Origin of the sequence: Duganella caerulea, assembly GCF_040362985.1 — a bacterium.
Lineage (GTDB): Bacteria > Pseudomonadota > Gammaproteobacteria > Burkholderiales > Burkholderiaceae_D > Rugamonas > Rugamonas vulcania.
Genome location: NZ_BPWJ01000006.1, coordinates 181,919 through 203,775, shown reverse-complemented (window position 1 = coordinate 203,775; position 21,857 = coordinate 181,919). Strand labels below are relative to the sequence as shown.

Here is a 21,857-nt window from a genome sequence, read left to right as displayed (position 1 = left end):
ATCCATGGCAGAACAAGTCAAACTCCCGCTCGGCAAGCTGCTGATCCAGAAAGGCGTGATCAGCGAGGACCAGCTGCGCATCGCGCTGATCGAGCAGAAACGCAGCAGCGAACCGCTGGGAAAACTGTTGATCACGCTGGGCTTCGTGACCGAGGCCACGGTGCGCATGGCGCTGTCGGAAAACCTCAACCAGCAGAGCGCCGACCTGACCAGCCTGGTGGTGGACGCCATCGCGCTCAAGCTCATCCCCAAGGACGTGGCCAAGCGCTACAAGGTGTTCCCCATCGTGTACGAGCGCGCCACGGACAACCTGATCCTGGCCATGTCGGACACCAGCAACATCGTCGCGCTGGACCAGATCAGCGCCATGCTGGTCAAGGGCATCACCATCAGCCCGCTGCTGGTGAACGATTCCGACATCCAGCGCGCGATCGACCAGTACTACGGCTTCGAGTTATCAATTGATGGCATCCTGCACGAGATCGAAACGGGCGAGGTCAACTACGCCAGCCTGGGCAGCACCTCGGACGAGTACAGCCAGCCGGTGGTGCGCCTGATCGACGCCATCCTGGCCGACGCCGTGCAGAACGGCGCCTCCGATTTGCACTTCGAGCCGGAGCAATCGTTCCTGCGCATCCGCTACCGCATCGACGGCATCCTGCGCCAGATCCGCAGCCTGCACAAATCGTACTGGCCGGCGATGGCCGTGCGCCTGAAGGTGATGAGCGGCATGAACATCGCCGAGACCCGCGCGCCGCAGGACGGCCGCATCTCGATCAAGTTCTCCGGCCGCCAGATCGATTTCCGCGCCTCGGCGCAGGCCACCACGCACGGCGAGAACTTCGTGCTGCGCGTGCTGGACCGTCAGAAAGGCATCGTGCCGCTGGACGGCCTGGGCCTGGAGGAAAACGAGCTCAACCTGCTGAAGCTGATGATCGCCCGTCCCGACGGCGTGATCCTGGTGACCGGCCCGACCGGATCGGGCAAGACCACCACGCTGTATTCCATCCTCAACCACATCAACACCGAGAGCGTCAACATCATGACGCTGGAGGACCCGGTCGAGTATCCGATGAACATGATCCGCCAGACCGCCGTCAACGAGTCCGCCAAGATGGGCTTTGCCGACGGCATCCGCTCGATGATGCGGCAGGATCCGGACATCATCCTGGTCGGCGAGATCCGCGACCGCGAGACCGCCGAGATGGCGTTCGCGGCGGCCATGACCGGCCACCAGGTGTACTCGACCTTGCACACCAACTCGGCGATCGGCTCGATCTCGCGCCTGCTCGACATCGGCGTGGTGGCCGACATCATGGCCGGCAACATCATCGGCATCATCGCCCAGCGCCTGGTGCGCCGGCTGTGCCCGCACTGCCGCGAGGCCTACCCGGCCGAGGACCTGGAGCGCCGCCTGCTCGGTCTGCCCCAGGACGCCGCGCCGTTCACGCTGTACCGCGCGGTCGGCTGCGAGCGTTGCGGCCACCAGGGCTACAAGGGCCGACTGGCCATCATGGAACTGCTGAAGATGACGCCGCAGCTTGACGAGATGGTGGCGCGGCGCGCCTCCTCGCGCGAGCTGAAGAACGCCACCGCCGCGGCCGGCGTGCGCTCGCTGGTGGACGACGGCCTGCGCCGCGTGCGCGAGGGCGTGACCACGCTGGAGGAAGTGTCGCGCGTGGTCGACCTGACGGACAGGCTGAGCTAATGCCCCAATACCTCTACCGCGCCATGGACGCCAGCGGCCAGCTGCTGCTGGGGAATATGGACGCGCTCAACGAGCCGGACCTGGAGCTGCGCCTGCACCGCATGGAGCTGGACCTGATCGATTGCCAGGTCTCGCGCCAGAAGCTGGCCGCCATCGGCCGGCGCGACATCACGCGCAAGGACCTGATCAACTTCTGCTTCCAGATGGAGCAGCTGACCGGCGCGGGCGTGCCCATCCTGGAGGGCCTGAACGACCTGCGCGACAGCATGGACCATCCACGCTTCCGCGAGATCATCACCGACCTGATCGAGAACATCGAGGGCGGCCTGCAGCTGTCGGCCGCGCTGGAGGCCTACCCGGACGTGTTCGACAAGACCTTCACCAGCCTGATCACGGCCGGCGAGCGCACCGGCAAGATTTCCGAGGTGTTCCTGAACCTGTCGGAAAGCCTGAAGTGGCAGGACGAGCTGGCCTCGCAGTCGCGCAAGATCGTCATGAAGCCGCTGTTTGTCGGCGTGGTGATCCTGGGCGTGGTGGCCTTCCTGATGATCTACCTGGTGCCGCAGCTGACCGCCTTCATCAAGAACATGGGCAACGAGCTGCCCTTCCACACCAAGGCGCTGATCTTCGTCTCGGACATCTTCATCAACTACTGGTACGTGCTGCTGGCGCTGCCGGTGGCGGCGTATTTCGGCGGCCGCGCCTGGCTGGCGCGCAGCGAGCAGGCGCGCTACAACTTCGACGCCTTCAAGCTGCGCATCTGGATGATCGGCCCGGTGCAGCACAAGATCATCCTGGCCCGCTTCGCCACCTTCTTCGCGCTGATGTACGGCGCCGGCATCACCATCCTCGAATGCATCCGGCTGTCCGAGGGCATTGTCGGCAACAGGATGGTGGCGGCCGGGCTGCGCCGCGCGGCCCAGCTGATTTCGGAAGGCCAGAGCGTGACGGCGGCGTTCCAGAACACCGGCATCTTCCCGCCGCTGGTGATCCGCATGCTCAAGGTGGGCGAGGCCACCGGCGCGCTGGACGGCGCGCTGCGCAACGTCAGCTATTTCTACAACCGCGAAGTGAAGGAAATGATCGAGAAGGTGCAGGCGATGATAGAGCCGGCCATGACCGTGGTGCTGGGCCTGCTGCTGGGCTGGATCATGCTGTCCGTGCTGGGGCCGATTTACGACACCATCTCCAAGATCCGACCCTGAGGCCGCCGTGTTGCACAGCCATTTACTTTATCTCAGCAGCGAATTCGTGTGGGCCTACCCGTGGCACAAGGGCGTGCTCGGCGAGCCCACGCGCTATCCCAACGACCGCGCCGGCGTCGACGCCTTCATGGACGACCTGGACGCGCGGCCGTACGGCCCGGTCTACCTGATGGTCGACCTGATCGAGGAGGATTTCCAGCGCATCACGCTGCCGCACGTGACGGGCCGCTCGGGCCGCCGCCTGCTGGCGCGCCGCCTGCTGCAGCAATACCGCGAGACGCCCTACCGCTACGTGCGCGTGCAGGGCCGCGAGGCGGACGGCCGCCAGGACGACATCGCCCTGCTCAGCGCGCTGACCAATCCGGCGCTGGTGCAGCCGTGGGTGGAGGCGCTGGAACTGCTGCGCGCGCCGCTGGCCGGGCTGTACTCCACTACGCTGATGACCGCCTCGCTGGTGCGCAAGCTGGGCCTGGCGGACCAGCGCCTGCTGCTGGTCACGCAGCAATCGGCCGGCCTGCGCCAGAGCTATTTCCTCGACGGCCAGCTGAAGTTCTCGCGCCTGACCCTGGCGGTGGACCGCGACGGCGCCCCGGTCGACGTCGCCCGCGAGACCGCCAAAACCCAGCAGTTCCTCACCAGCACCCGCCTGATCGGGCGCGGCGAGGTGCTGCACACGGTGATCCTGGCGCCGGACGAGACGCTGGACCGGCTCGAGCCGCAGTGCCAGGACGGGCCCGAGACGGCCTACCATTTTGAATCGATGGAAACCGCGGCCGAACGCACCGGCCTGCCGCAGGCGCCGGAGCTGGCCGACACCCTGCTGCTCACCCTGCTCGGCCGCGAACGTCCGGCCAGCCAGTACTCGCTGGGCGAGGCGCGCCGCTACTTCCAGCTGTGGCGCGCGCGGCTGGCCCTGTTCAGCGCCAGCGCCGTGCTGGCGGCCGGCACCCTGGTCTGGCTGGGCGTCGACATCTGGCGCTATGTCGAGGCCACCTCGGCCACCGATGCCATGGTCGCGGAAGCCAGGCAATATGACGACCGCTACCGCGCCGCGCTGTCGACCATGACGCCGGCCATCGACAAGACCGCCAACATGAAGGCCGCCGTCACGGTGGCGCAGCTGCTGGTGCGCCAGGGGCCGCAGCCGCTGCCGCTGATGACGCACCTGAGCGCGGCGCTCGACAAGGTGCCGCAGATCCGCGTGGTCCAGCTGGACTGGAAGATCACGCCGCCAGCCACGCCAGCCGCGCCGGCCGAACCAACCACCGGCTTCATGAGCACCGCGCCGGGCACGGCGACGGAGCCGATCTCGTCGCTGATGCTGGGCCTGCCGGGCAAGGTGCCGCAGGCGCTGCGGCTGGAGGCGGAGATCATGGTGCCGCCGGATAATTACCGCGAAGTGGTCAACAGCATGAACGCCTTCACCCAGGAACTGGCGCGCCAGCCGCGCATGGCGGTGGAGATCGTGCAGCAGCCGGTCGACACCCGCTCCAACGTCAAGCTCAGCGGCAAGGCCGGCGGCGGGCCCGTGGGCGGCGTCGAGACCAAGGCCCGCTTCATCCTCAACCTGACCTGGCAGCCATGAACGCCTCCCCCGCCCCCTTCAGCAAGAAGCCGGTCCGCGCCGCCAGGCCGCTGCCGTACTGGCTGCGCGAGTTCGCGCTGATCCGGCTGGCCGTGGTGATGGCCGCCGGCGCCCTCGCCATCGGCGTGGCGACCGTGTTCGCCAGCAGCTGGTATGTCAACCACGCCGAGGAAAACCGCCTGCAGGCGCTGCAGACGCGCGACGCCGCGCGCCAGCGCTTCGCCCAGGTGGAGACCGAAAAACGCGAGATCCGCGCCTTCCAGCCGCGGTTCGCGCTGCTGCGCAGCCAGGGCCTGATCGGCGAGGAAAACCGCCTCGACTGGGTCGAGCAGATCCGCCAGATCCAGGAGCGCCGCAAGCTGCCGCCGCTGAGCTACGAGATCGAGCCGCAGCAGGCCGTCAAGCTGGACGCGCCGCTGCCGCTGGGCGACTACGCGCTGCGCGGCAGCCGCATGAACCTGCGCATGGAGCTGCTGCATGAAGGCGACCTGTTCAACTTCCTCGAGGACCTGCGCCAGCGCGGCTATTACGCGGTGCAGGAATGCACGCTCAAGCGCGTCGGCGGCCTGCAGAACGTGCCGAACACGCCGACCATCGGCGCCGACTGCAAGCTCAACTGGCTGACGCTGGCGCCGTCCGCCGCGCTCAACGCCGCCGTGCGCAAGAAAGGTTCGTGATGACCAAGTCGACTTCGCTGATCCGCGCCCTGCTGCTGGCTACGCTGGCGGCGGCCCCGCAAGTGGCGGCCCAGCAGGTGGCGCTGGGCCGGCTGTTCGCCACGCCGGCCGAACGCGAGGCGCTCGACCGCCAGCGCGCGGCCGGTCCCACCGCCTCCGCCATGCCCGGCGCGGCCGACCAGGCCCAGGCCGGCGTCGCCGGTGCCGCGCCCGGCGCCATGCCGCCACCGGAGGCGCCGCCCGCCGGTACCGATGCGGCCGCTCCGCCCGCCTCGTCCGCCGTCCAGCTGAGCGGCGTGCTGCGCGGCAGCAGCGGGCGCACCACCGTCTGGATCAACCAGGTGCCGCAGACCGGCGGCGTCAAGGCCGGGCCGGGGACGGCGGTGTCGCTGCGGCTGTCGTCCGGCCGGCGGCTGATCATGAAACCCGGCCAAAGCTACGACCCCGACAATGGCAGCGTGCAGGAAATCGGCCGCTAGCCGGCGCCTCCCTTATCCATCCATGCCTACGCCATGAAGAAACACAGACAATCCGGCTTCACGCTGGTCGAAATCGCGATCGTGCTGGTCATCGTCGGCCTGATGATAGGCGGCCTGCTCACGCCGCTGAGCATGCAGCTGGAGCAGCGCAAGATCACGGAAACCCAGAAAACCATGGAGGACGCGCGCGAGGCGCTGACCGGCTTCGCGCTCCGCAACGGCTACCTGCCCTGCCCGGCGATCTCGGCCAGCAACGGCCTGGAGGCGCGCGACGGCAACCGCTGCGCCGGCGACCGCCGCAGCGGCTACCTGCCTTGGGCCACGCTGGGCCTGGGCAAGCTCGACGGGTGGAATCATCTGTTCCGCTACAGCGTCACGCCGGCCTTCAGCGACAGCGGCGCGCTGTTCACCCTGCGCACACCGCGCGACATCACCGTCGCCACGCGCGACGCCACCGGCCAGCTGGTGGCGGCCACCGGCGTCAACGACATCCCGGCGGTGATCGTCTCGCACGGCAAGAACGGCTACGGCGCCAGCAACGAGCTGGGCGGGCTGATCGCCAACACGGCCACCAACAACAGCGACGAGCGGATCAACGCCGGCTCCGACACCCAGTTCGTCAGCCGCTACGCCACCGACACCGCCACCGCGCCGGGCGGTCCGTTCGACGACATCGTGGTCTGGCTCTCGCCCAACATCCTGTACAACCGCATGGTCGCGGCGCAGAAGCTGCCATGACCGCCGCGCTGGTCATCGCCCGCTACACGCTGCTGGAGGCGCTGCGCAATCGCCTGCTGTGGCTGCTGTTGCTGGTGCTGGCGGCGGCCGTGTGCGCCGGCGGCTTCCTCGGCCAGCTGGCGCTGACCGAGAGCCGCCAGCTGCAGGCGGCGCTGCTGGCGGCGGTGCTGCGGCTGGCGGCGGTGTTCCTGGTCGCCACCTTCGTGGTCAGCAGCATGGCGCGCGAGGCGGCCGACAAGGGCGCCGAGCTCCTGCTGGCGCTGGCCCTGCCGCGCGCCGTGTACGTGTTCGGCAAGCTGGCCGGCTTCGCCGCGCTGGCGCTGCTGCCGGCGCTGTTGTTCGGCGCGGTGGCGCTGGCCTTCGCGCCGCCCGGCCAGGCCGCGCTGTGGGCCGCCTCGCTGCTGGGCGAGCTGTGGATCGTGGCCGCCTTCAGCCTGCTGTGCTCGCTGACCTTGAGCCAGACCCTGCCGGCGCTGACGGCGGCCGGCGCCTTCTACCTGCTGGCGCGCGTGCTGGGCACCTTGCAGTTGCTGGGCCACGCCGGCGCCGCCCAGGCCGACGCCGGCCAGCGCTGGCTGACGCGCGGCATCGACGCGCTGGCGCTGCTGCTGCCGCACCTGGACGCCTTCACCCGCACCGAGTGGCTGCTGTACCACACCGGTGGCCTGGCCGACCTGGCCAACGTGGCGGCGCAGACCGCGCTGGCGGTGGGCCTGCTGACGGCCGCCGCGCTGTTCGACCTGTACCGGAAGAACCTGTGAACACGCCGCCCCGCCCGCCGTCATCCGTGCCACGGGCCGTGCGCCTGCCGCTGGCCGCCGTGCTGTTCGGCCTGGACCGGAAGACCCCATGAACGCGCCGGCCCGTCCGCTGTCGTCTGTGCCGCCGGCCGTGCGCTGGCTGCTGGCGGCGGCGCTGGTTTTGCAGCTGGGTTGGCAGGCCAGCCGGCCGCCACCGCGCGCGCAAGCCGAGACGCTGCCGCCGGCGCCGTCGCCGGCCGCGCTGCGGCTGGCCAGCCTGGGCGATCCGCTGGCGCTGTCGCGGCTGCTGATGCTGTATGTGCAGGGCCACGACGACCAGGCCGGCGTCGCCATCGCCTGGCGCGACCTCGATTACGGCCGCATCCGCCAGTGGCTGGAGCGCGTGCTGGAGCTCGATCCGCGCAGCCAGTATCCGCTGCTGGCCGCCAGCGAGGTGTACGGCGCGGTCGGCGATCCGGCGCGGGTGCGGCAGATGCTGGAGCTGGTCTACGAGCGCTTCGGCGAGGACCCGGACCGGCGCTGGCCGTGGCTGGCGCACGCGGTCGTGGTGGCGCAGCACCGGCTGCACGACCTGCCGCTGGCGCGCCGCTACGCGCAGGCGATCCGGCTGCATGCCACCGGCCCGCAGGTGCCGGCCTGGGCGCGCGAACTGGAGTTGTTCGTGCTGGAGGACATGGACCAGGCCGAGGCCACGCGGGCGCTGATCGGCGCGCTGCTGTCGAGCGGACAGATCACCGACGCCAACGAGTTGCGCTTCCTGGAGCGGCGGCTGCAAAACCTGCCGCCGCCGGCGCATCCGCCACGCTAGTCGGGACGACAGTTTCCGTCTATCATGATGGTTACAGAGCGCGAAGTCTTTGCGCCACCGACACCGTTACGAAAGGATGCCCCATGCAGCGAGCCCAACGCGGCTTCACCCTGGTTGAGATTGCGATTGTCCTGGTCATCATCGGCCTGCTGCTGGGCGGCGTGCTGAAGGGGCAAGGGCTGATCGACAGCGCCAAGGTCAAGAACATCATCCAGCAATCGAACTCCCTGTCGGCGGCGGTCAACTCCTACCAGGACAAGTTCCACGCCCTGCCCGGCGACGATCCGCAGGGCACCACCCACGCGCCCGGCGCCACCGGCAACGGCAACGGCGACGGCCAGATCGCCGAATACCAGCTGGCGCCGCAGCACCTGGCGCTGGCCGGCTTCATCACCGGCTCGTTCAACGGCACCACCGACTTCATGACCAGCGCCCAGGGCGGCGCGGTCTACATCTACAACGACGTGGTCGGCGGCCGTGGCGGCAACGGCATCCGCCTCGACAACCTGCCGGACTCGTTCGCCGAACAGGTCGACAGCAAGCTCGACGACGGCAAATACAACACCGGCTCGGTGCGCGCCACCGCCGCCTACACCAACAACGGCACGGTCATCCAGCGCACCGCGCTGTTCTTCTAATCATTCAGCGCGCGGCCAGCAGCGCGCCCAGCCCCACCAGCAGGCCGCCGAACACGCGGTCTATCCAGTGCCGCGCCCGCAACAACCGGGCGCGCACCGTCCCCGCCGAAAAGCACAACGCCACCAGGCAGAACCAGACCACGTGCGCCGCCACGATGTAGGCCCCGTAAGCCAGCTGGACGGCGAACGGCGTCTCCGGCCGCACCGCCTGCATGAACAGGCTGACGATGAACACCGTGGTCTTGGGATTGAGCAGGTTGGTCAGGAAGCCGGTGCGCAGCGCCGCCAGGTCGGACAGCGCCACCGGCTGCGTCCCCTCGCCCGCCACGCCGGGCCGCGCACGCAGCATTCGCACGCCCAGCCAGACCAGGTAGGCGGCGCCGGCCAGCTTGATCGCGTTGAACAGCCACAGCGAATTGCGGATCAGCAGGCCCAGGCCCAGCAGCGTGTAGCCCACATGGATCACCACGCCCAGCCCGATGCCGACGGCGGTCAGCACGCCGGCGCGCCGCGACAGCATCAGGCTGTTGCGCGAGACCATGGCGAAATCCGGTCCGGGGCTGATCACCGCCAGCAGCGTAATGGTGATTACAACTATCATTTCGGTCATACCGCATCCCTTCATTGAATTGAACCAGACGCCATGCTAAAGGCTACAATCGTCCTGACATAACGATCAATCCTGACCACCATGGTGACTACAGCTCACAGAATGCCCTCGCTGACGGCGCTGCGCTGCTTCGAGGCGGCCGCCCGACTGGAGCATTTCGGCCGCGCCGCCGAGGCCCTGCACCTGACCCACGGCGCCATCAGCCGCGCAGTGCGCGCGCTGGAGGACGACCTGGGCGTGCAGCTGTTCGAACGGCGCAGCCGGCGGGTCTTCCTCACCGACGCCGGCCGCCTGCTGGCGCGCGCGGTGCAATCGGGCTTCGGCGTGATCGAGCAGGCGGTCGGCGAACTGCGCGCCGGCGCCGGCCCCAGGCGGCAACTGGTGCTGTCGTGCGAGCCGACGTTGCTGATGCGCTGGCTGATCCCGCGCTGGCCGGCGTTCCAGGCCGCCCATCCCGGCGCCGACTTCCTGCTGGTGGCCGGCGGCGGCCCGTTCGCCTTCGATGGCGGCATCGACCTGGCCATCCGGCGCGGCGACTTCAGCTGGCCGGAACATTTCCATGCCCACGCCCTGTTCGCCGAACAGGTCGGCCCCGTCTGCCGGCCGGACATGGCCGCGCAGTGGTTCGCACCCACGCTGCAGCCCGACGCCCCGCGCCTGCACGCGCGCAGCCGTCCCGACGCCTGGCGCGACTGGGCCCGCTCCGCCGGCATCCGGCACAGGCAAGGTGGCGCCGGCCAGTCCTTCGAGCATTTCTACTTCAGCCTGCAGGCGGCCGTGGCCGGGCTGGGCGTGGCCATCGGCCCGCGCCATCTGGTGTGCGATGACCTGCGATCCGGCCTGCTGGCGGCGCCGCTCGGCTTCGTGGCGGACGGCACCAGCTACTATCTGCTGTCGGCCGCGCCGCTGGCGGAGGCCTCGCCCCAGCAGGCGGTGCTGGACTGGCTGCGCAGCGCCGCCGCCGACAGTTGAAAATAAAAAGCACGCACGTACTTTTATTGGACTAGAATAGCTGACACTCACAACAGCGGGAGACAGCATGTTCGAAGAATTCATCGGCACCAAGGCGGTGTCGGCGCGCCACCAGTTCGACGTGGCGGCACTGGACGCCTATCTGCGCCAGCACGTGGCCGGCTATCCGGAAGGCACGCTAGGCGTGGAGCAGTTCAAGGGCGGCCAGTCCAACCCCACCTACAAGCTCAGCATCGGCGGCCAGCATTACGTGCTGCGCACCAAGCCGGCGCCGGCCGCCAAGCTGCTGCCATCCGCGCACGCGATCGAGCGCGAGTACCGCGTGATGGACGCCCTCAGCAAGAACGGCTTCCCGGCCGCGCGCCAGTACGCGCTGTGCACCGACGAGTCGGTGATCGGCCGCGCCTTCTACGTGATGGAATTCGTCGAGGGCCGGGTGCTGTGGGACCAGGCCCTGCCCGGCATGACGCCGGCCGAGCGCGCCGCCATCTACGACGAGATGAACCGCGTGATCGCCCAGCTGCACACGGTCGATTACGCCGCCATCGGCCTGGCCGACTACGGCAAGCCGGGCAACTACTTCGCGCGCCAGATCGAGCGCTGGAGCAAGCAATACCTGGCCTCGCAGACCGAGACCATCGAGGCGATGGACCAGCTGATCGCCTGGCTGCCGGCCCACATTCCGCCGGGTGAAGACACCTCCATCGTGCACGGCGACTTCCGCCTCGACAACCTGCTGTTCCACCCGACCGAGCCGCGCATCCTGGCCGTGCTGGACTGGGAGCTGTCGACGCTGGGCCACCCGTTCGCCGACTTCTCCTACCACTGCATGAGCTGGCACATCGCGCCCGGCCAGTTCCGCGGCATCGCCGGGCTGGACCTGGCGGCGCTGGGCATCCCGTCGCAGCAGGAATACATCGCCCGCTACGCCGAGCGCACCGGCAAGACCATCCGGTTGGAGGACTTCAACTTCTACCTGGCCTTCAACATGTTCCGCCTGGCCAGCATCATGCAAGGCATCATGAAGCGCCACGTGGACGGCACGGCGGCCAGCGCGCAGGCGCTGGAATCGGGCCGCATGGCCAGGCCGATGGCCGAGCTGGCCTGGAGCTACGCCCTTGGCAAGCCCCTCTGACATGGACAAAATCGCTTTCTGAAACGGCCAGTCTCGGCTACTATCGTGCTGCCTGCCTGAACCCGCATCACCGCCGAGGCCCACCACGTGCCAGCACCGTCCCGCCGCCTGCCATCCATCCGCTCGCAGATCACGCTGCTGGTGCTGGCGTGCGCGTTGCCGACGGTGATCGGCTTCGGCGCCGTGGTGGCCCAGTTCTACCAGCGCGAGCGCGACACGCTGATGGAGGACACCGGCCAGGCGGCCCGCCTGGTGGCAGCCGCCATCGACCGCGACCTGCTGCAGGGCGAGAGCGCGGCGCGCGCGCTGGCCGGTTCGCCCAGCCTGCAAAGCGGCGACCTGGACGCGCTGCGCGGCCAGGCCGCCGCCCTGCTCGGTCCGCAATTCCCGGCCGCCCAGTTCCTGCTCAGCGACGCCTCCGGCAAGATCGTGCTGCAGGTCGGCGCGCCGCTGCCGGCCGCGCTGGCCGCCGCCGACAACCGCCGCCGCCTGGCCCCGCTGTACGCGCACGACCGCGTGCAGCTGTCGCTGGTGGGCAACGGCGCCAACGCCCAGCTGGCGATCGACGTCCCGGTGCGGGTCGATCGCCGCCTGGCCTACGCGCTGACCGCGCTGCTCAAGCCGGAACGCCTGGCCAACATCCTGCGCGACGAAAATATCGGCCGCCACCAGGCCATGTCGCTGTTCGACAGCGAGGGCGTGATCGTGGCCCAGGCCGGCGGTCCGCACCAGTTGCTGGGAGAGCCCGCCGAGGCCGCGCTGCGCACCAGGCTGCAGGCCAACGGCAACGCCCTGCTGGCCACAACGGCGGCCGACGGCACGCCGATCTACCTCGCCTTCAGCCGCTCGCCGGTCAGCCGCGCCATCGTCGCCATCGCCACCCCGCAGGACCAGGCGCTGCGCGAACTGCTGGGCGCCATCACCACCATCTCGCTGACCATGGCGGCGGTGCTGCTGGCCGGCTTTTCGCTGGCCTGGTGGGTCGGCGGCCGCATCGCCGGCTCGGTGCGCGCGCTGGTCGGCCCGGCCCAGGCGCTGGCCGGCGGCAGCCCGTTCACGCTGGGCGCGGCCACCTTCCGCGAGGCCGACGAGGTCGGCCAGGCCTACCGCGCGCTGGAAGTCGACCTGCGCCGCAACCAGGCCCAGCTTGAACAACTGGTGGCCGAGCGCACCGCCCAGCTGGAAAAAAGCCGGGCCCAGCTTGAAACCCTGTACGCCACCGCGCCGGTCGGCCTGAGCTACGTCGACAGCCAGTTGCGCTTCGTGCGCCTGAACGACTACCTGGCCAACCTCAACGGCCAGCCGGTCAGCGCCCACCTGGGCCGCCACGTCGGCGAGATGATCCCCGACGCCGCCGTGCGGCGCGGCGTGCTGGCCGACTACCGCGCCGTGCTCGACAGCGGCCGGCCGCTGACCGGCCTGCAGCGCTCCGGCTATACGGCCGCCTCGCCCGATCAGCTGTGCCACTGGGTGCTGAGCTACTACCCGCAGTTCGGCACCGACGGCCGCATCGCCGGCATCACCGCGCTGCTGATGGACGTCAGCGAGCTGAAGCGGACGGAGGCGGCGTTGCAGCGCTCGCGCCAGTTGATGAGCTCGGTGCTGGAAAACGCGCCGGCGATGATCTTCCTGAAACGCGCCGCCGACCTGCGCTACGACCTGTTCAACCGCTACGGCGCGCAGATGCTGGGCCATCCCGGCGGCGAGGAACTGATCGGCAGGAACGACTACGATTTCGTGCCGGCCGCCCAGGCCGACAGCTTCGCCGAGGCCGACCGCAAGGTGCTGGCCGCGCCGCCCGGCCACGTGACCGAGATCGCCGAGGAACCGATCACCTCCGCCGACGGCCAGACCCGCTACCTGACCACCCGCAAGGTGGCGCTGCGCGACGAGCACGGCGCGGCCACCCACGTGCTGGGCATCGCGATCGACATCACCGAGCGCAAGGAAGCCAAGGAAGCCTTGCGCGCCACCGTGGCCAAGCTGGCGCAGAGCGAGCACTTCGTGCGCACCGTGGCCGACAACCTGCCCGGCATGGTGGCCTACTGGGACGCCGGCCTGCGCTGCCGCTTCGCCAACCGCTATTTCCTCGACTGGCACGGCCGCGACAGCGCGCAGATGCTGGACGCGCTGATGCCCGAGGTGCTGGGCCCAGCCGAGTACGCCGTCTGCGCGCCCTACGTGCAGGGCGCGCTGGCCGGCCAGCCGCAGGCGTTCGCCGACCGGCTGCGCTGGCCGTCGGGCGAGATCAGCCACACCTGGGTCAACTACATCCCGGACATCGACGAGCGCGGCGCGGTGCGCGGCTTCTTCGTGCTGGTGTCCGACGTCACCGAGCTCAAGGAAACCGAGCTGCACCTGCAGGAGCTGAACGAGGAACTGGTGCTGGCGCGCGACCGCGCCGAGGCCGCCAGCCGCGCCAAGAGCGAGTTCCTGGCCAATATGAGCCACGAGATCCGCACGCCGATGAACGCCATCATCGGCCTGGCCCGCCTGCTGGAGCAGGCCGCGCTGGCGCCGCGCGAACGCGAGCAGCTGGACAAGATCCAGCTGGCCACGCAGTCGCTGCTGGGCCTGGTCAACGACGTGCTGGACTACTCGCGCATCGACGCCGGCCAGCTGGTGCTCGACCACGCCAGCTTCAGCCTGGAGCGCATCCTCGACAGCGTCAGCGTGCTGGTGAGCGGCGCCGCCGGCGACAAGGGCATCGAGCTGGTCTACGACATCGACCCGCGCCTGCCGGCCGCGCTGGCGGGCGACCCGATGCGGCTCGAGCAGGTGCTGCTCAACCTGATCGGCAACGCCGTCAAGTTCACCGAGCGCGGCGAGGTGGTGCTGCGGGTGCGGCCGGCGGCCGGCGCCGACCTGGCCGGCCGGCACGCCATCCTGCTGGAGTTCCGCGTGCGCGACACCGGCGTCGGCATCCCGGCCGCGCAGCAGGCCCGCATCTTCGACGCCTTCTCGCAGGCCGACGGCAGCAGCAGCCGGCAGTTCGGCGGCGCCGGCCTGGGCTTGGCGATCTGCAGCCAGCTGGCCGACATGATGGGCGGCGCCATCAGCGTCAGCAGCGAGCCGGGCGGCGGCTCGGAGTTCCTGTTCAGCTGCCCGTTCGAATGCGCCGCGCCGCTGGCCGCGCCGGTGCCGCCGCCCGCCGCGGCCGGCCTGTCGCTGCTCATCGTCGACGACAACGCCAGCGCGCGCGAAGCCCTGCGGCTGGCCTGCAACCACCTGGGCTGGGCCGCCAGCTGCGCCGCCGGCGCCGGCGCCGCGCTGGCCATGCTGAGCGAGCGCCAGCACCGGCCCTACGACCTGGTGTTGCTCGATTACCACATGCCGGACGGCGACGCCGCCACCGTGCTGGCCCGGCTGCGCGCCGGCCTGGCGCTGCCGCCGGTGCTGCTGATGGCGCCGGAACCTGTCGCGGCCGGCCAGGCCGGGCTGGCCGACGGCCTGGGCGTGGCCGGCGTGCTGTCCAAGCCGATCCTGCCGGCGCGCCTGCTGGAACGGGTGGCCGGCCTGTTCAGCGGCGGCCCCGGCGCGGCGCCGTCCGCCCCGCACGGCCAGCTGGACGGCCAGTTGAACGGCATGCGCATCCTGCTGGTCGAGGACAACGAGATCAACCAGGAAGTGGCACAAATGATGCTGCTGCACGCCGGCGCGACGGTCGAGACGGTGGCCAACGGCCAGCTGGCGGTCGACCTGCTGCGCGCCGACCCGCAGCGTTGCGACCTGGTGCTGATGGACGTGCAGATGCCGGTGCTCAACGGCTACGACGCCACGGCCGCGATCCGCGCCGCCGGCGGCCCGCTGGCGCGGCTGCCCATCGTCGCCATGACCGCCAACGTGATGGAGGACGACCGCCGCCGCGCCGACCAGGCCGGCATGAACGCCCACGTGGCCAAGCCGATCGATGTCGCGGAAATGATCGACGTGCTGACCCGGCTGGTGCCGCGCCCGGCCGCGCCGGGCCCGTCCACTTCCGCCGCGATGCCGGCCGCCACGCCGGCCGCGGCGCAGCACGCCCCCCGGCCATCCGCCCCGCCCTCTTCCGCCGCCGCGCCCGGAGCGATGCCAGCCGCCGCGCCAGGCACCACGCCGGCTTTTGCGCCGGCCGCCAGCCCTGCGGGCGTGCCAGCCAGCCTGCTCGCGCTGCCCGGGGTCGACGCGAAGGCCGCGCTGGCCCGGCTGGGCGGCAACAGCGAGGCCCTGGTGGCGCTGTTCAAACGCTTCGAACAAACGCAGGGCGGCACCGTGACCGAGGTCCGGGCGCAGCTGGCGGCCGGCCAGCGCCAGTTGGCCGCGCAAAGCCTGCACCGCCTGCGCGGCGTGGCCGCCAACCTCGGCGCGACGCAGGTGGCCGGCCTGACCGCCGAAGCCGAAGCCATCCTGCACCGCGACCACGCCGACCCGGCCGCGCTGGACGCCGCGCTGACCGTGCTGGACCAGGCCCTGCAACGCCTGGCCGCCGACGCACGCCAGTTGTCAGTCTCCACAGATTCGCTTCCCCAAGGCAACCCGGTCGCACACGACTTGCCGCAAAAGCTGGCGGAGTTACATAGTTTGCTTCAGAATAACAACTTGAAAGCTTTGGACGTGCTGCGCCAGCTGCGCCCGGCGCTGGCGGACGCGGCCGGATGGAGCGCGCTGGCGGAGGCGGTCGAGACGCTCGACTTCGCCGCGGCGCAAGCCATCGTGGCGGATATGTTGTATCGAAAGGATAGTGCATGAGTTGGACCGACCTGGCCAGGAACGGACGGATACTCGTGGTTGACGACGCCATGGAGAACATCCAGATCCTGCACCACGCGCTGCGCGACGAGCACGAGGTGCTGTTCGCGCTGAGCGGCGAAAAGGCGCTGGAGCTGGCGCTGGAGCAGCAGCCGGACCTGATCCTGCTGGACGCCGTCATGCCCGGCATGGACGGCTACGCGGTGTGCGCCGCGCTGCGCAACTCGCCCCGGCTGCAGGACATCCCGGTCATCTTCGTCACCGCGCTCAACCAGCCGGAGGACGAGACCCGCGCGCTGGAGGCCGGCGCGGTGGACTTCATCAGCAAGCCGTTCAACGTGGCCGTGGTGCGCGCGCGCGTGCGCAGCCAGCTGACCATCAAGCGCCAGGCCGACGCCATGCGCGAACTGAGCATGACCGACGGCCTGACCGGCGTGGCCAACCGCCGCAGCTTCAACGACACCCTCGACGCCGAATGGCGGCGCTGCGCGCGCGCCGGCCTGCCGCTGTCGGTGATCATGATCGACGTCGACCATTTCAAGCTCTACAACGATCACTACGGCCACCAGGCCGGCGACCTGTGCCTGCAGCAGGTGAGCCTGGCGATGGCGCGCTGCGCCTCGCGGCCGCAGGACCTGCTGGCCCGCTACGGCGGCGAGGAATTCATCCTGCTGCTGCCGCAGGAGCCGGCGCTGGGCGCCGAGGTGGTGGCGCGCCGCATCCTGGAGGAAGTGCGCGGGCTGGCCATCCCGCACGCGGCCGCGCCGGCCGTGCCGTACGTGACGGTCAGCCTGGGCGTGTGCACGGCGCTGCCGCCGCTCGACAGCACCGACAGCAACGCCCTGATCCGCATGGCCGACAGCCAGCTGTACCGCGCCAAGCAGGACGGCCGCAACCGCTACCACAAGGCCGAGATCGGCGGCAGCGCGGCCTGACGCCGGCTCAGTAGCGTCGCATCACGAACTCGGCGACGCAGACCGGCTTGTCGCCGCCCTCCCGCTCGATCACCACACCCCACAGGATCTGCGCGCCGTCGGCGATGTCGTCGATGGCGACGATGGTCAGCCGCGCCCGCAGCCGGCTGCCGACCGGCACCGGGGCCGGGAAGCGCACCTTGTTCAGGCCGTAGTTCAGGCCCATCTTCATGTCCACCATGTGCAGCGCGTTCACCAGCAATGCCGGCACCAGCGCCAGCGTCAGGAAGCCGTGCGCCACCGTCGCGCCGTACGGCGACTCGCGCGCGGCCCGCTCGGCGTCGGTGTGGATCCACTGGTGGTCGCCGGTGGCGTCGGCGAACAGGTCGATGCGGGCCTGGGTGATCTCCACCCAGTCCGACACCGCCACCTCGTTGCCGATCTCGGCCTTCATGGCCGTCAGGTTGGCGAAGTTGCGCATCAGCTGTGCTGCTGGAAGCCGCGCTGGGCGATGAACCGCTCCAGGTGGTGGTCGACGTCGCCCAGCGTCAGCTCGATCATGGCCATGCGCTTGAAGTGGTGCGCGGCCGGCAGCTCGTCGGTCACGCCCATGCCGCCGTGCAGTTGCACCGCCTGCTGGCCGATGAATTTGGACGCCTGGCCAACCCGCACCTTGGCCGCCGACACCACGCGCCGGCGCTCCTCGGCGTCGCCGCAGGACATGCGGGCCGCGGCCAGCATCGCCATCGAGCGGGCCTGCTCCAGGTGGATGTACATGTCGGCCATGCGGTGCTGCAGCGCCTGGAAGCCGCCGATCGGCGTGCCGAACTGCTTGCGGGTTTTGAGGTAGTCCAGCGTGGCGGCGAACAGCGCGTCCATCGCGCCCACCGCCTCCGCGCACAGCAGGCTGGCGCCGTAGTCGGCCGCCTCGTCCAGCATGTCCCAACCGCCGCCCAGCTTGCCCAGCAGCGCCGAAGCCGGCACCGCCACATGGCTGAACTGCACGGTGGCGGCGCGCTGGCCGTCGATGGTGCGGTAGTCGCGCACGATCACGCCCGGCGTATCGGCCGGCACCACGAACAGGCTGATGCCGTTGGTGTCGCGCTGGGCGCCGGCGCTGCGGGCCGACACGATCAGCGCGCCGGCCTGGGCGCCGTGGATCACCACTGTCTTGGTGCCGTCGATGCGGTAGCCCTCGCCGTTGATGCTGGCGATGGTCTTGACGTCCGACAGCTCATGGCGCGCATGCTTCTCCCCCAGCGCGCACGCCAGTTTCAGCTCGCCGCTGGCCACTTCCTCCAGCATGCGGTGCTGGTTGCCGGCCAGCTTGAGAAACTGCGCGCCCCACACGGTGGCGAAATACGGCTCGACCACCAGGCCGCGGCCGATCTCCTGCATCACCACCCACAGGTCGACCGCGCTGCCGTTGAAGCCGCCCTGCTCTTCCGGCACCGGCAGCGCCGTCATGCCCAGCTCCACCAGCGTGTTCCAGGCCACGTCCGAGACGCCGCTCTGCGAGTGGACGATGCGATGGCGCACATCGAAGCCGTAGTCCTTGTCGATCCAGCGGCGCAGGGCGTCGGCGAACTGCTGCTGTTCTTCTTTCAAATTAAAATCCATCGCTGCCCCTCACAGTCCCAGGATCATCTGGGTGATGATGTTTTTCTGAATCTCGTTCGAGCCGCCGTAGATCGACGTCTTGCGGAAATTGAAGTAGTAACCGGCCAGCGGCGCGGCGGCGTCGTCGCCGGTCACCGCGTGGTCGGCCTTGCCTTCGAGGTAGTCGGTATCGAAGGGCAGCGCGTCCGGGCCCAGGGCCTCGACCATCAGCTCGGTGAGCATCTGCTGGATCTCCGAGCCGCGCACCTTCAGCAGCGAGGCCTCCGGGCCGGGCGCGTGCGACTCGCGCGTGATCACGCGCAGCACCGTGGTTTCCAGCGCCATCAATTCGATTTCGAGGCTGGCCACCTTGGCCGCGTAGACCGGGTCCTGCAACAGCGGCTTGCCGTGCTTGTAGTGTTCGGAGGCGATCTTCTTCAGGAACAGCAGCTCGCGCTTGGAGCGGCCCACCGCCGCGATGCCGGTGCGCTCGTGGCCCAGCAGGTACTTGGCGTAGGTCCAGCCCTTGTTCTCCTGGCCGATCAGGTTCTGCACCGGCACCTTGACGTTGTCGAAGAAGACCTCGTTCACCTCGTGGTCCTCGTCCAGCATGATGATGGGGCGCACGGTGATGCCCGGCGTCTTCATGTCGATCAGCAGGAAGGAGATGCCCTCCTGCTTGCGCACGGTGGTATCGGTGCGGACCAGGCAGAAGATCATGTCGGCGTGCTGGGCCAGCGTGGTCCAGGTCTTCTGGCCGTTGACGATGTAGTGGTCGCCGGAACGTTCGGCGGTGGTCTTGAGGGAGGCCAGGTCGGAGCCCGAGCCGGGTTCGGAATAACCCTGGCACCACCAATCCTCGCAGCTGAGGATGCGCGGCAGATAGTGGGCCTTCTGCGCCTCGTTACCGAAAGCCATGATGACCGGCGCCACCATGTTGACGCCGAACGGCAGGATGGGCGGCGTGCCGGCGCGGGCGCACTCTTCCTCCCAGATATGGCGCTGGGTGGCGCTCCAGCCCGGACCGCCGTATTCGACCGGCCAGGCCGGCGCGGCCCAGCCCTGCTTGGCGACGATCTGATGCCAGCGCACATAATCCTGGCGGCTCAGGCGCAGATGGTTGCGGACCTTCTTCTGCAGATCGCCCGGCAGGTTGGCGTCGAGGAAAGCGCGCGCCGCGTCGCGGAACGCCAGATCCGCCGCCGTGTAGTTCAAATCCATGCTGTCTCCGTATTCTTATGACCCCGCTAAAAAAGCACGATCGTTCAAGAAATTGTACCCGATATCCCGCCACGCATTGTGGCATTTTTAGAGGGCGACAGAATGGTCTGCTTTGTCCACTTTTTGCCAAAGAAAATTGGGGTCAAGTCTGGCATTCGGACACGGCCTCTGCCGTAGCGGCGCCACTACGGCAGAGGCCGTGTCCGAATGCCAGACTTGACCCCAAATTTTGATGCGGAAATTTACTTCATCGTGTAGCTTTGTTGCGCGGTGTCGACGGCGTAGTTATGGGCGGTGTCCCAGTAAGTGAAGCTGTAGTTCACCACGTCGCCGATCTTCAGGCCGCTGGCGGTGTAGCTGTTGGTGCCGGCGTTCTGCGTCATCCGCACGTTGAGCTGGCCGCCGCCGTTGACGGTGTAGTGCACGTCAGCCCAGCTGCTGGTGTTGAGCGAGAACTTCAGCATCGTCGCGCTGGTTTGCTGCGCGGCTGGCGTCGGAGTGGGAGTTGGCGTCGGAGTCGGCGTGGGCGTTGGGGTGGGTGTCGGCGTTGGAGTCGGCGTGGGTGTCGGCGTCGGCGTGCCGGTATCCCAGACGATATCGTCAATCGCCATCTGGAACGCGGAGCCCGGCAGCGCGGCGCTGTCGCTGGCGATCTGGAACAGGTCCAGCATCGACTGCAAGGCGATCTTGCTGCCCGCCAGGTCGGCCACCGGGATGGTCGCCGTGCCCCAGTCGCCATTGCGCACCAGGCCGTACGTGGTGGCGTTGGCCGGGAACTTGACCGCGTTCTGGTTGGTGTACGTGTCCTGCACGCCGACCGTGAAGGCGACGTTGGCCGGTATCTTGATCTTCAACTTCATGGTGCCGTTGCGGAAGTTGCTCATGTCCCGCGCCTGGCGCGATTCGACGCTGCCGCCGAACCACTGCCCCGGCGTGTTGAAGCTCCACGCCATCACATTGCTGCCCTCATACGGCGGCAGGTTGCCCTGCGTGACCGAGGCGTTGTTCCACACGAAGATGTCGGAACTGGTGCCGGCCACCAGCTTGTTGTTGACCACCGTGTTGTCGGTGAACACGCCGAACTTGCCGACCTCCGGCGTGCTCTGGCTGCCCAGCTGGACCGAGCCCTTGCCGTCCAGCTGGTACACGCGCACGTAGTCCACGTACATGGTGCCCGGCAGCGGCGCCGTCACCTGCCCCGGCGTGGCGGCGTCCGTGAAGTTGCCGCCGACGGCCAGGTTGAACAGCAGGTAGAACGGCGCCTGCAGCGCTGTCGAGTTGACCGGCAGCGGATTATCGTACAGGTCGTGCTCGACGCCGTTGTCCACCACGGTGAAGCGCATCTGCGTGTCGGTCCAGTACAGGCGGTAGATGACGAAACGGTTGGCCAGCGACTGGCTCGGCGTGTACCAGTTCTTGGTCTGCCACGCGGTGGAGGCGGCGCAGCTTTCGTTGCCCGGCACGCAGGCGGCCTGCTGCCAGGTGATGACGTTGGAGCCGACGAAGTTGTCGATCGCCGGCGTCGGCGAGCCGGCCGCCGCGCGGCTGCTGGCCTTGTGGCCCATTTCGACGATGTCCATTTCGCCGTTGCGCGGCCACGCCTGCGGGCTCACGCCCAGCATCCACGCGGCCGGCCACAGGCCGATGCCCAGCTGCGGCGTGGCCATGCGGATCTCCACCATGCCGTACTGCACCTGCACCTTGCCGAAGGAGCCGATCTTCCCGGAGGTGAAGACATTGCTGCCCACCGTCTGGTTTTGCGCCTTGAGCGCCAGCGCCCGCGTGTTCGGCTCGAACGGGACGTTGACGATGGAGACGTTGTTGGGGCTGTAGTACTCGAGTTCCTGGTTGCCGTAGCCGCACAGGTTGATCTGGCAGCCGTTGCCGTCCACCGCCGTCCACAGCGAGGTGTTGAGCGCGGCGCCGTTGAACTCCTCGGACCACAGCAGCTGCCCGATCACGGGACTGGTGACGCTGGCGAACACTTGCGGGCCGTACGCCGACAGAATGCCGGCCGCCACGGCGGACAAAACGAATTTCTGTTTTTTCACAATGCATGTCTCCTCGTATCCAAACTTC

Annotated in this window: 18 protein-coding genes; 13 read left to right on the top strand and 5 right to left on the bottom strand. The window is 69.0% G+C overall.

Annotated elements, in window-relative coordinates; translation table 11 throughout:
* The first annotated feature begins 4 nt into the window (after positions 1-4).
* The 9 genes from ACUJB0_RS19675 to ACUJB0_RS19635 all read left to right on the top strand — a co-directional run bounded on the left by ACUJB0_RS19675 (position 5) and on the right by ACUJB0_RS19635 (position 8,599).
* Positions 5-1,708 (top strand): GspE/PulE family protein, encoded by a 1,704-nt coding sequence (locus ACUJB0_RS19675; protein ID WP_444846691.1) that lies wholly within the window; start codon positions 5-7, stop codon positions 1,706-1,708.
* Positions 1,708-2,913: a type II secretion system F family protein gene (locus ACUJB0_RS19670; RefSeq protein ID WP_161093299.1), complete on the top strand. Its 1,206-nt coding sequence runs from the start codon at positions 1,708-1,710 to the stop codon at positions 2,911-2,913. The genes ACUJB0_RS19675 and ACUJB0_RS19670 overlap by 1 nt, the downstream gene beginning before the upstream one ends.
* 7 nt (positions 2,914-2,920) lie before the next feature.
* Positions 2,921-4,498: a hypothetical protein gene (locus ACUJB0_RS19665; RefSeq protein WP_444846690.1), complete on the top strand. Its 1,578-nt coding sequence runs from the start codon at positions 2,921-2,923 to the stop codon at positions 4,496-4,498.
* Positions 4,495-5,175, top strand: a complete 681-nt coding sequence (locus tag ACUJB0_RS19660) for a PilN family protein (protein WP_444846689.1) — start codon at positions 4,495-4,497, stop codon at positions 5,173-5,175. The genes ACUJB0_RS19665 and ACUJB0_RS19660 overlap by 4 nt, the downstream gene beginning before the upstream one ends.
* On the top strand, positions 5,175-5,654 hold the full coding sequence (locus ACUJB0_RS19655) for a hypothetical protein (protein ID WP_444846688.1): 480 nt from the start codon (positions 5,175-5,177) through the stop codon (positions 5,652-5,654). Before ACUJB0_RS19660 ends, ACUJB0_RS19655 begins: the two co-directional genes overlap by 1 nt.
* A 33-nt stretch (positions 5,655-5,687) precedes the next feature.
* Complete coding sequence (locus ACUJB0_RS19650) at positions 5,688-6,392, top strand: type II secretion system protein (RefSeq protein WP_444846687.1); 705 nt, start codon at positions 5,688-5,690, stop codon at positions 6,390-6,392.
* Positions 6,389-7,153: an ABC transporter permease gene (locus ACUJB0_RS19645; protein ID WP_444846686.1), complete on the top strand. Its 765-nt coding sequence runs from the start codon at positions 6,389-6,391 to the stop codon at positions 7,151-7,153. The genes ACUJB0_RS19650 and ACUJB0_RS19645 overlap by 4 nt, the downstream gene beginning before the upstream one ends.
* An 88-nt stretch (positions 7,154-7,241) precedes the next feature.
* Entirely contained in the window at positions 7,242-7,961 is a 720-nt protein-coding gene (locus ACUJB0_RS19640) for a hypothetical protein (RefSeq protein WP_444846685.1), read from the top strand.
* Between the two features lie 83 nt (positions 7,962-8,044).
* Positions 8,045-8,599, top strand: a complete 555-nt coding sequence (locus ACUJB0_RS19635) for a prepilin-type N-terminal cleavage/methylation domain-containing protein (protein WP_161093341.1) — start codon at positions 8,045-8,047, stop codon at positions 8,597-8,599.
* 4 nt (positions 8,600-8,603) lie between these two features.
* On the opposite strand, the gene ACUJB0_RS19630 is transcribed toward ACUJB0_RS19635, so the two are convergent.
* A complete protein-coding gene (locus tag ACUJB0_RS19630) occupies positions 8,604-9,209 on the bottom strand; it encodes a LysE family translocator (protein ID WP_444846684.1) in 606 nt (201 codons plus the stop codon).
* A 102-nt stretch (positions 9,210-9,311) separates the two neighbouring features.
* On the opposite strand from ACUJB0_RS19630, the gene ACUJB0_RS19625 reads away from it, so the two are divergent.
* The 4 genes from ACUJB0_RS19625 (at position 9,312) to ACUJB0_RS19610 (ending at position 16,979) form a co-directional block, all read left to right on the top strand.
* On the top strand, positions 9,312-10,181 hold the full coding sequence (locus ACUJB0_RS19625) for a LysR family transcriptional regulator (protein ID WP_444846683.1): 870 nt from the start codon (positions 9,312-9,314) through the stop codon (positions 10,179-10,181).
* Positions 10,182-10,248: 67 nt separating this feature from the next.
* Complete coding sequence (locus tag ACUJB0_RS19620; RefSeq protein WP_444846682.1) at positions 10,249-11,316, top strand: phosphotransferase; 1,068 nt, start codon at positions 10,249-10,251, stop codon at positions 11,314-11,316.
* An 87-nt stretch (positions 11,317-11,403) separates the two neighbouring features.
* The gene (locus ACUJB0_RS19615) at positions 11,404-16,044 is read left to right on the top strand and encodes a PAS domain-containing protein (protein ID WP_444846681.1); all 4,641 of its coding nucleotides are present in this window, start codon (positions 11,404-11,406) and stop codon (positions 16,042-16,044) included.
* On the top strand, positions 16,041-16,979 hold the full coding sequence (locus tag ACUJB0_RS19610) for a diguanylate cyclase domain-containing protein (protein WP_444846680.1): 939 nt from the start codon (positions 16,041-16,043) through the stop codon (positions 16,977-16,979). Before ACUJB0_RS19615 ends, ACUJB0_RS19610 begins: the two co-directional genes overlap by 4 nt.
* Before the next feature lie 7 nt (positions 16,980-16,986).
* Here ACUJB0_RS19610 and ACUJB0_RS19605 read toward each other — a convergent pair whose 3' ends face one another.
* The 4 genes from ACUJB0_RS19605 to ACUJB0_RS19590 form a co-directional block, all read right to left on the bottom strand.
* A complete protein-coding gene (locus ACUJB0_RS19605) occupies positions 16,987-17,439 on the bottom strand; it encodes a MaoC family dehydratase (RefSeq protein ID WP_444846679.1) in 453 nt (150 codons plus the stop codon).
* Positions 17,439-18,578: an acyl-CoA dehydrogenase family protein gene (locus ACUJB0_RS19600; RefSeq protein ID WP_444846678.1), complete on the bottom strand. Its 1,140-nt coding sequence runs from the start codon at positions 18,576-18,578 to the stop codon at positions 17,439-17,441. Before ACUJB0_RS19600 ends, ACUJB0_RS19605 begins: the two co-directional genes overlap by 1 nt.
* 9 nt (positions 18,579-18,587) lie before the next feature.
* Positions 18,588-19,778, bottom strand: coding sequence for an acyl-CoA dehydrogenase family protein (locus ACUJB0_RS19595; RefSeq protein WP_444846677.1), 1,191 nt, complete (start codon positions 19,776-19,778; stop codon positions 18,588-18,590).
* Between the two features lie 242 nt (positions 19,779-20,020).
* Positions 20,021-21,829, bottom strand: a complete 1,809-nt coding sequence (locus ACUJB0_RS19590) for a glycoside hydrolase family 16 protein (protein ID WP_444846676.1) — start codon at positions 21,827-21,829, stop codon at positions 20,021-20,023.
* Between the last annotated feature and the right edge of the window lie 28 nt (positions 21,830-21,857).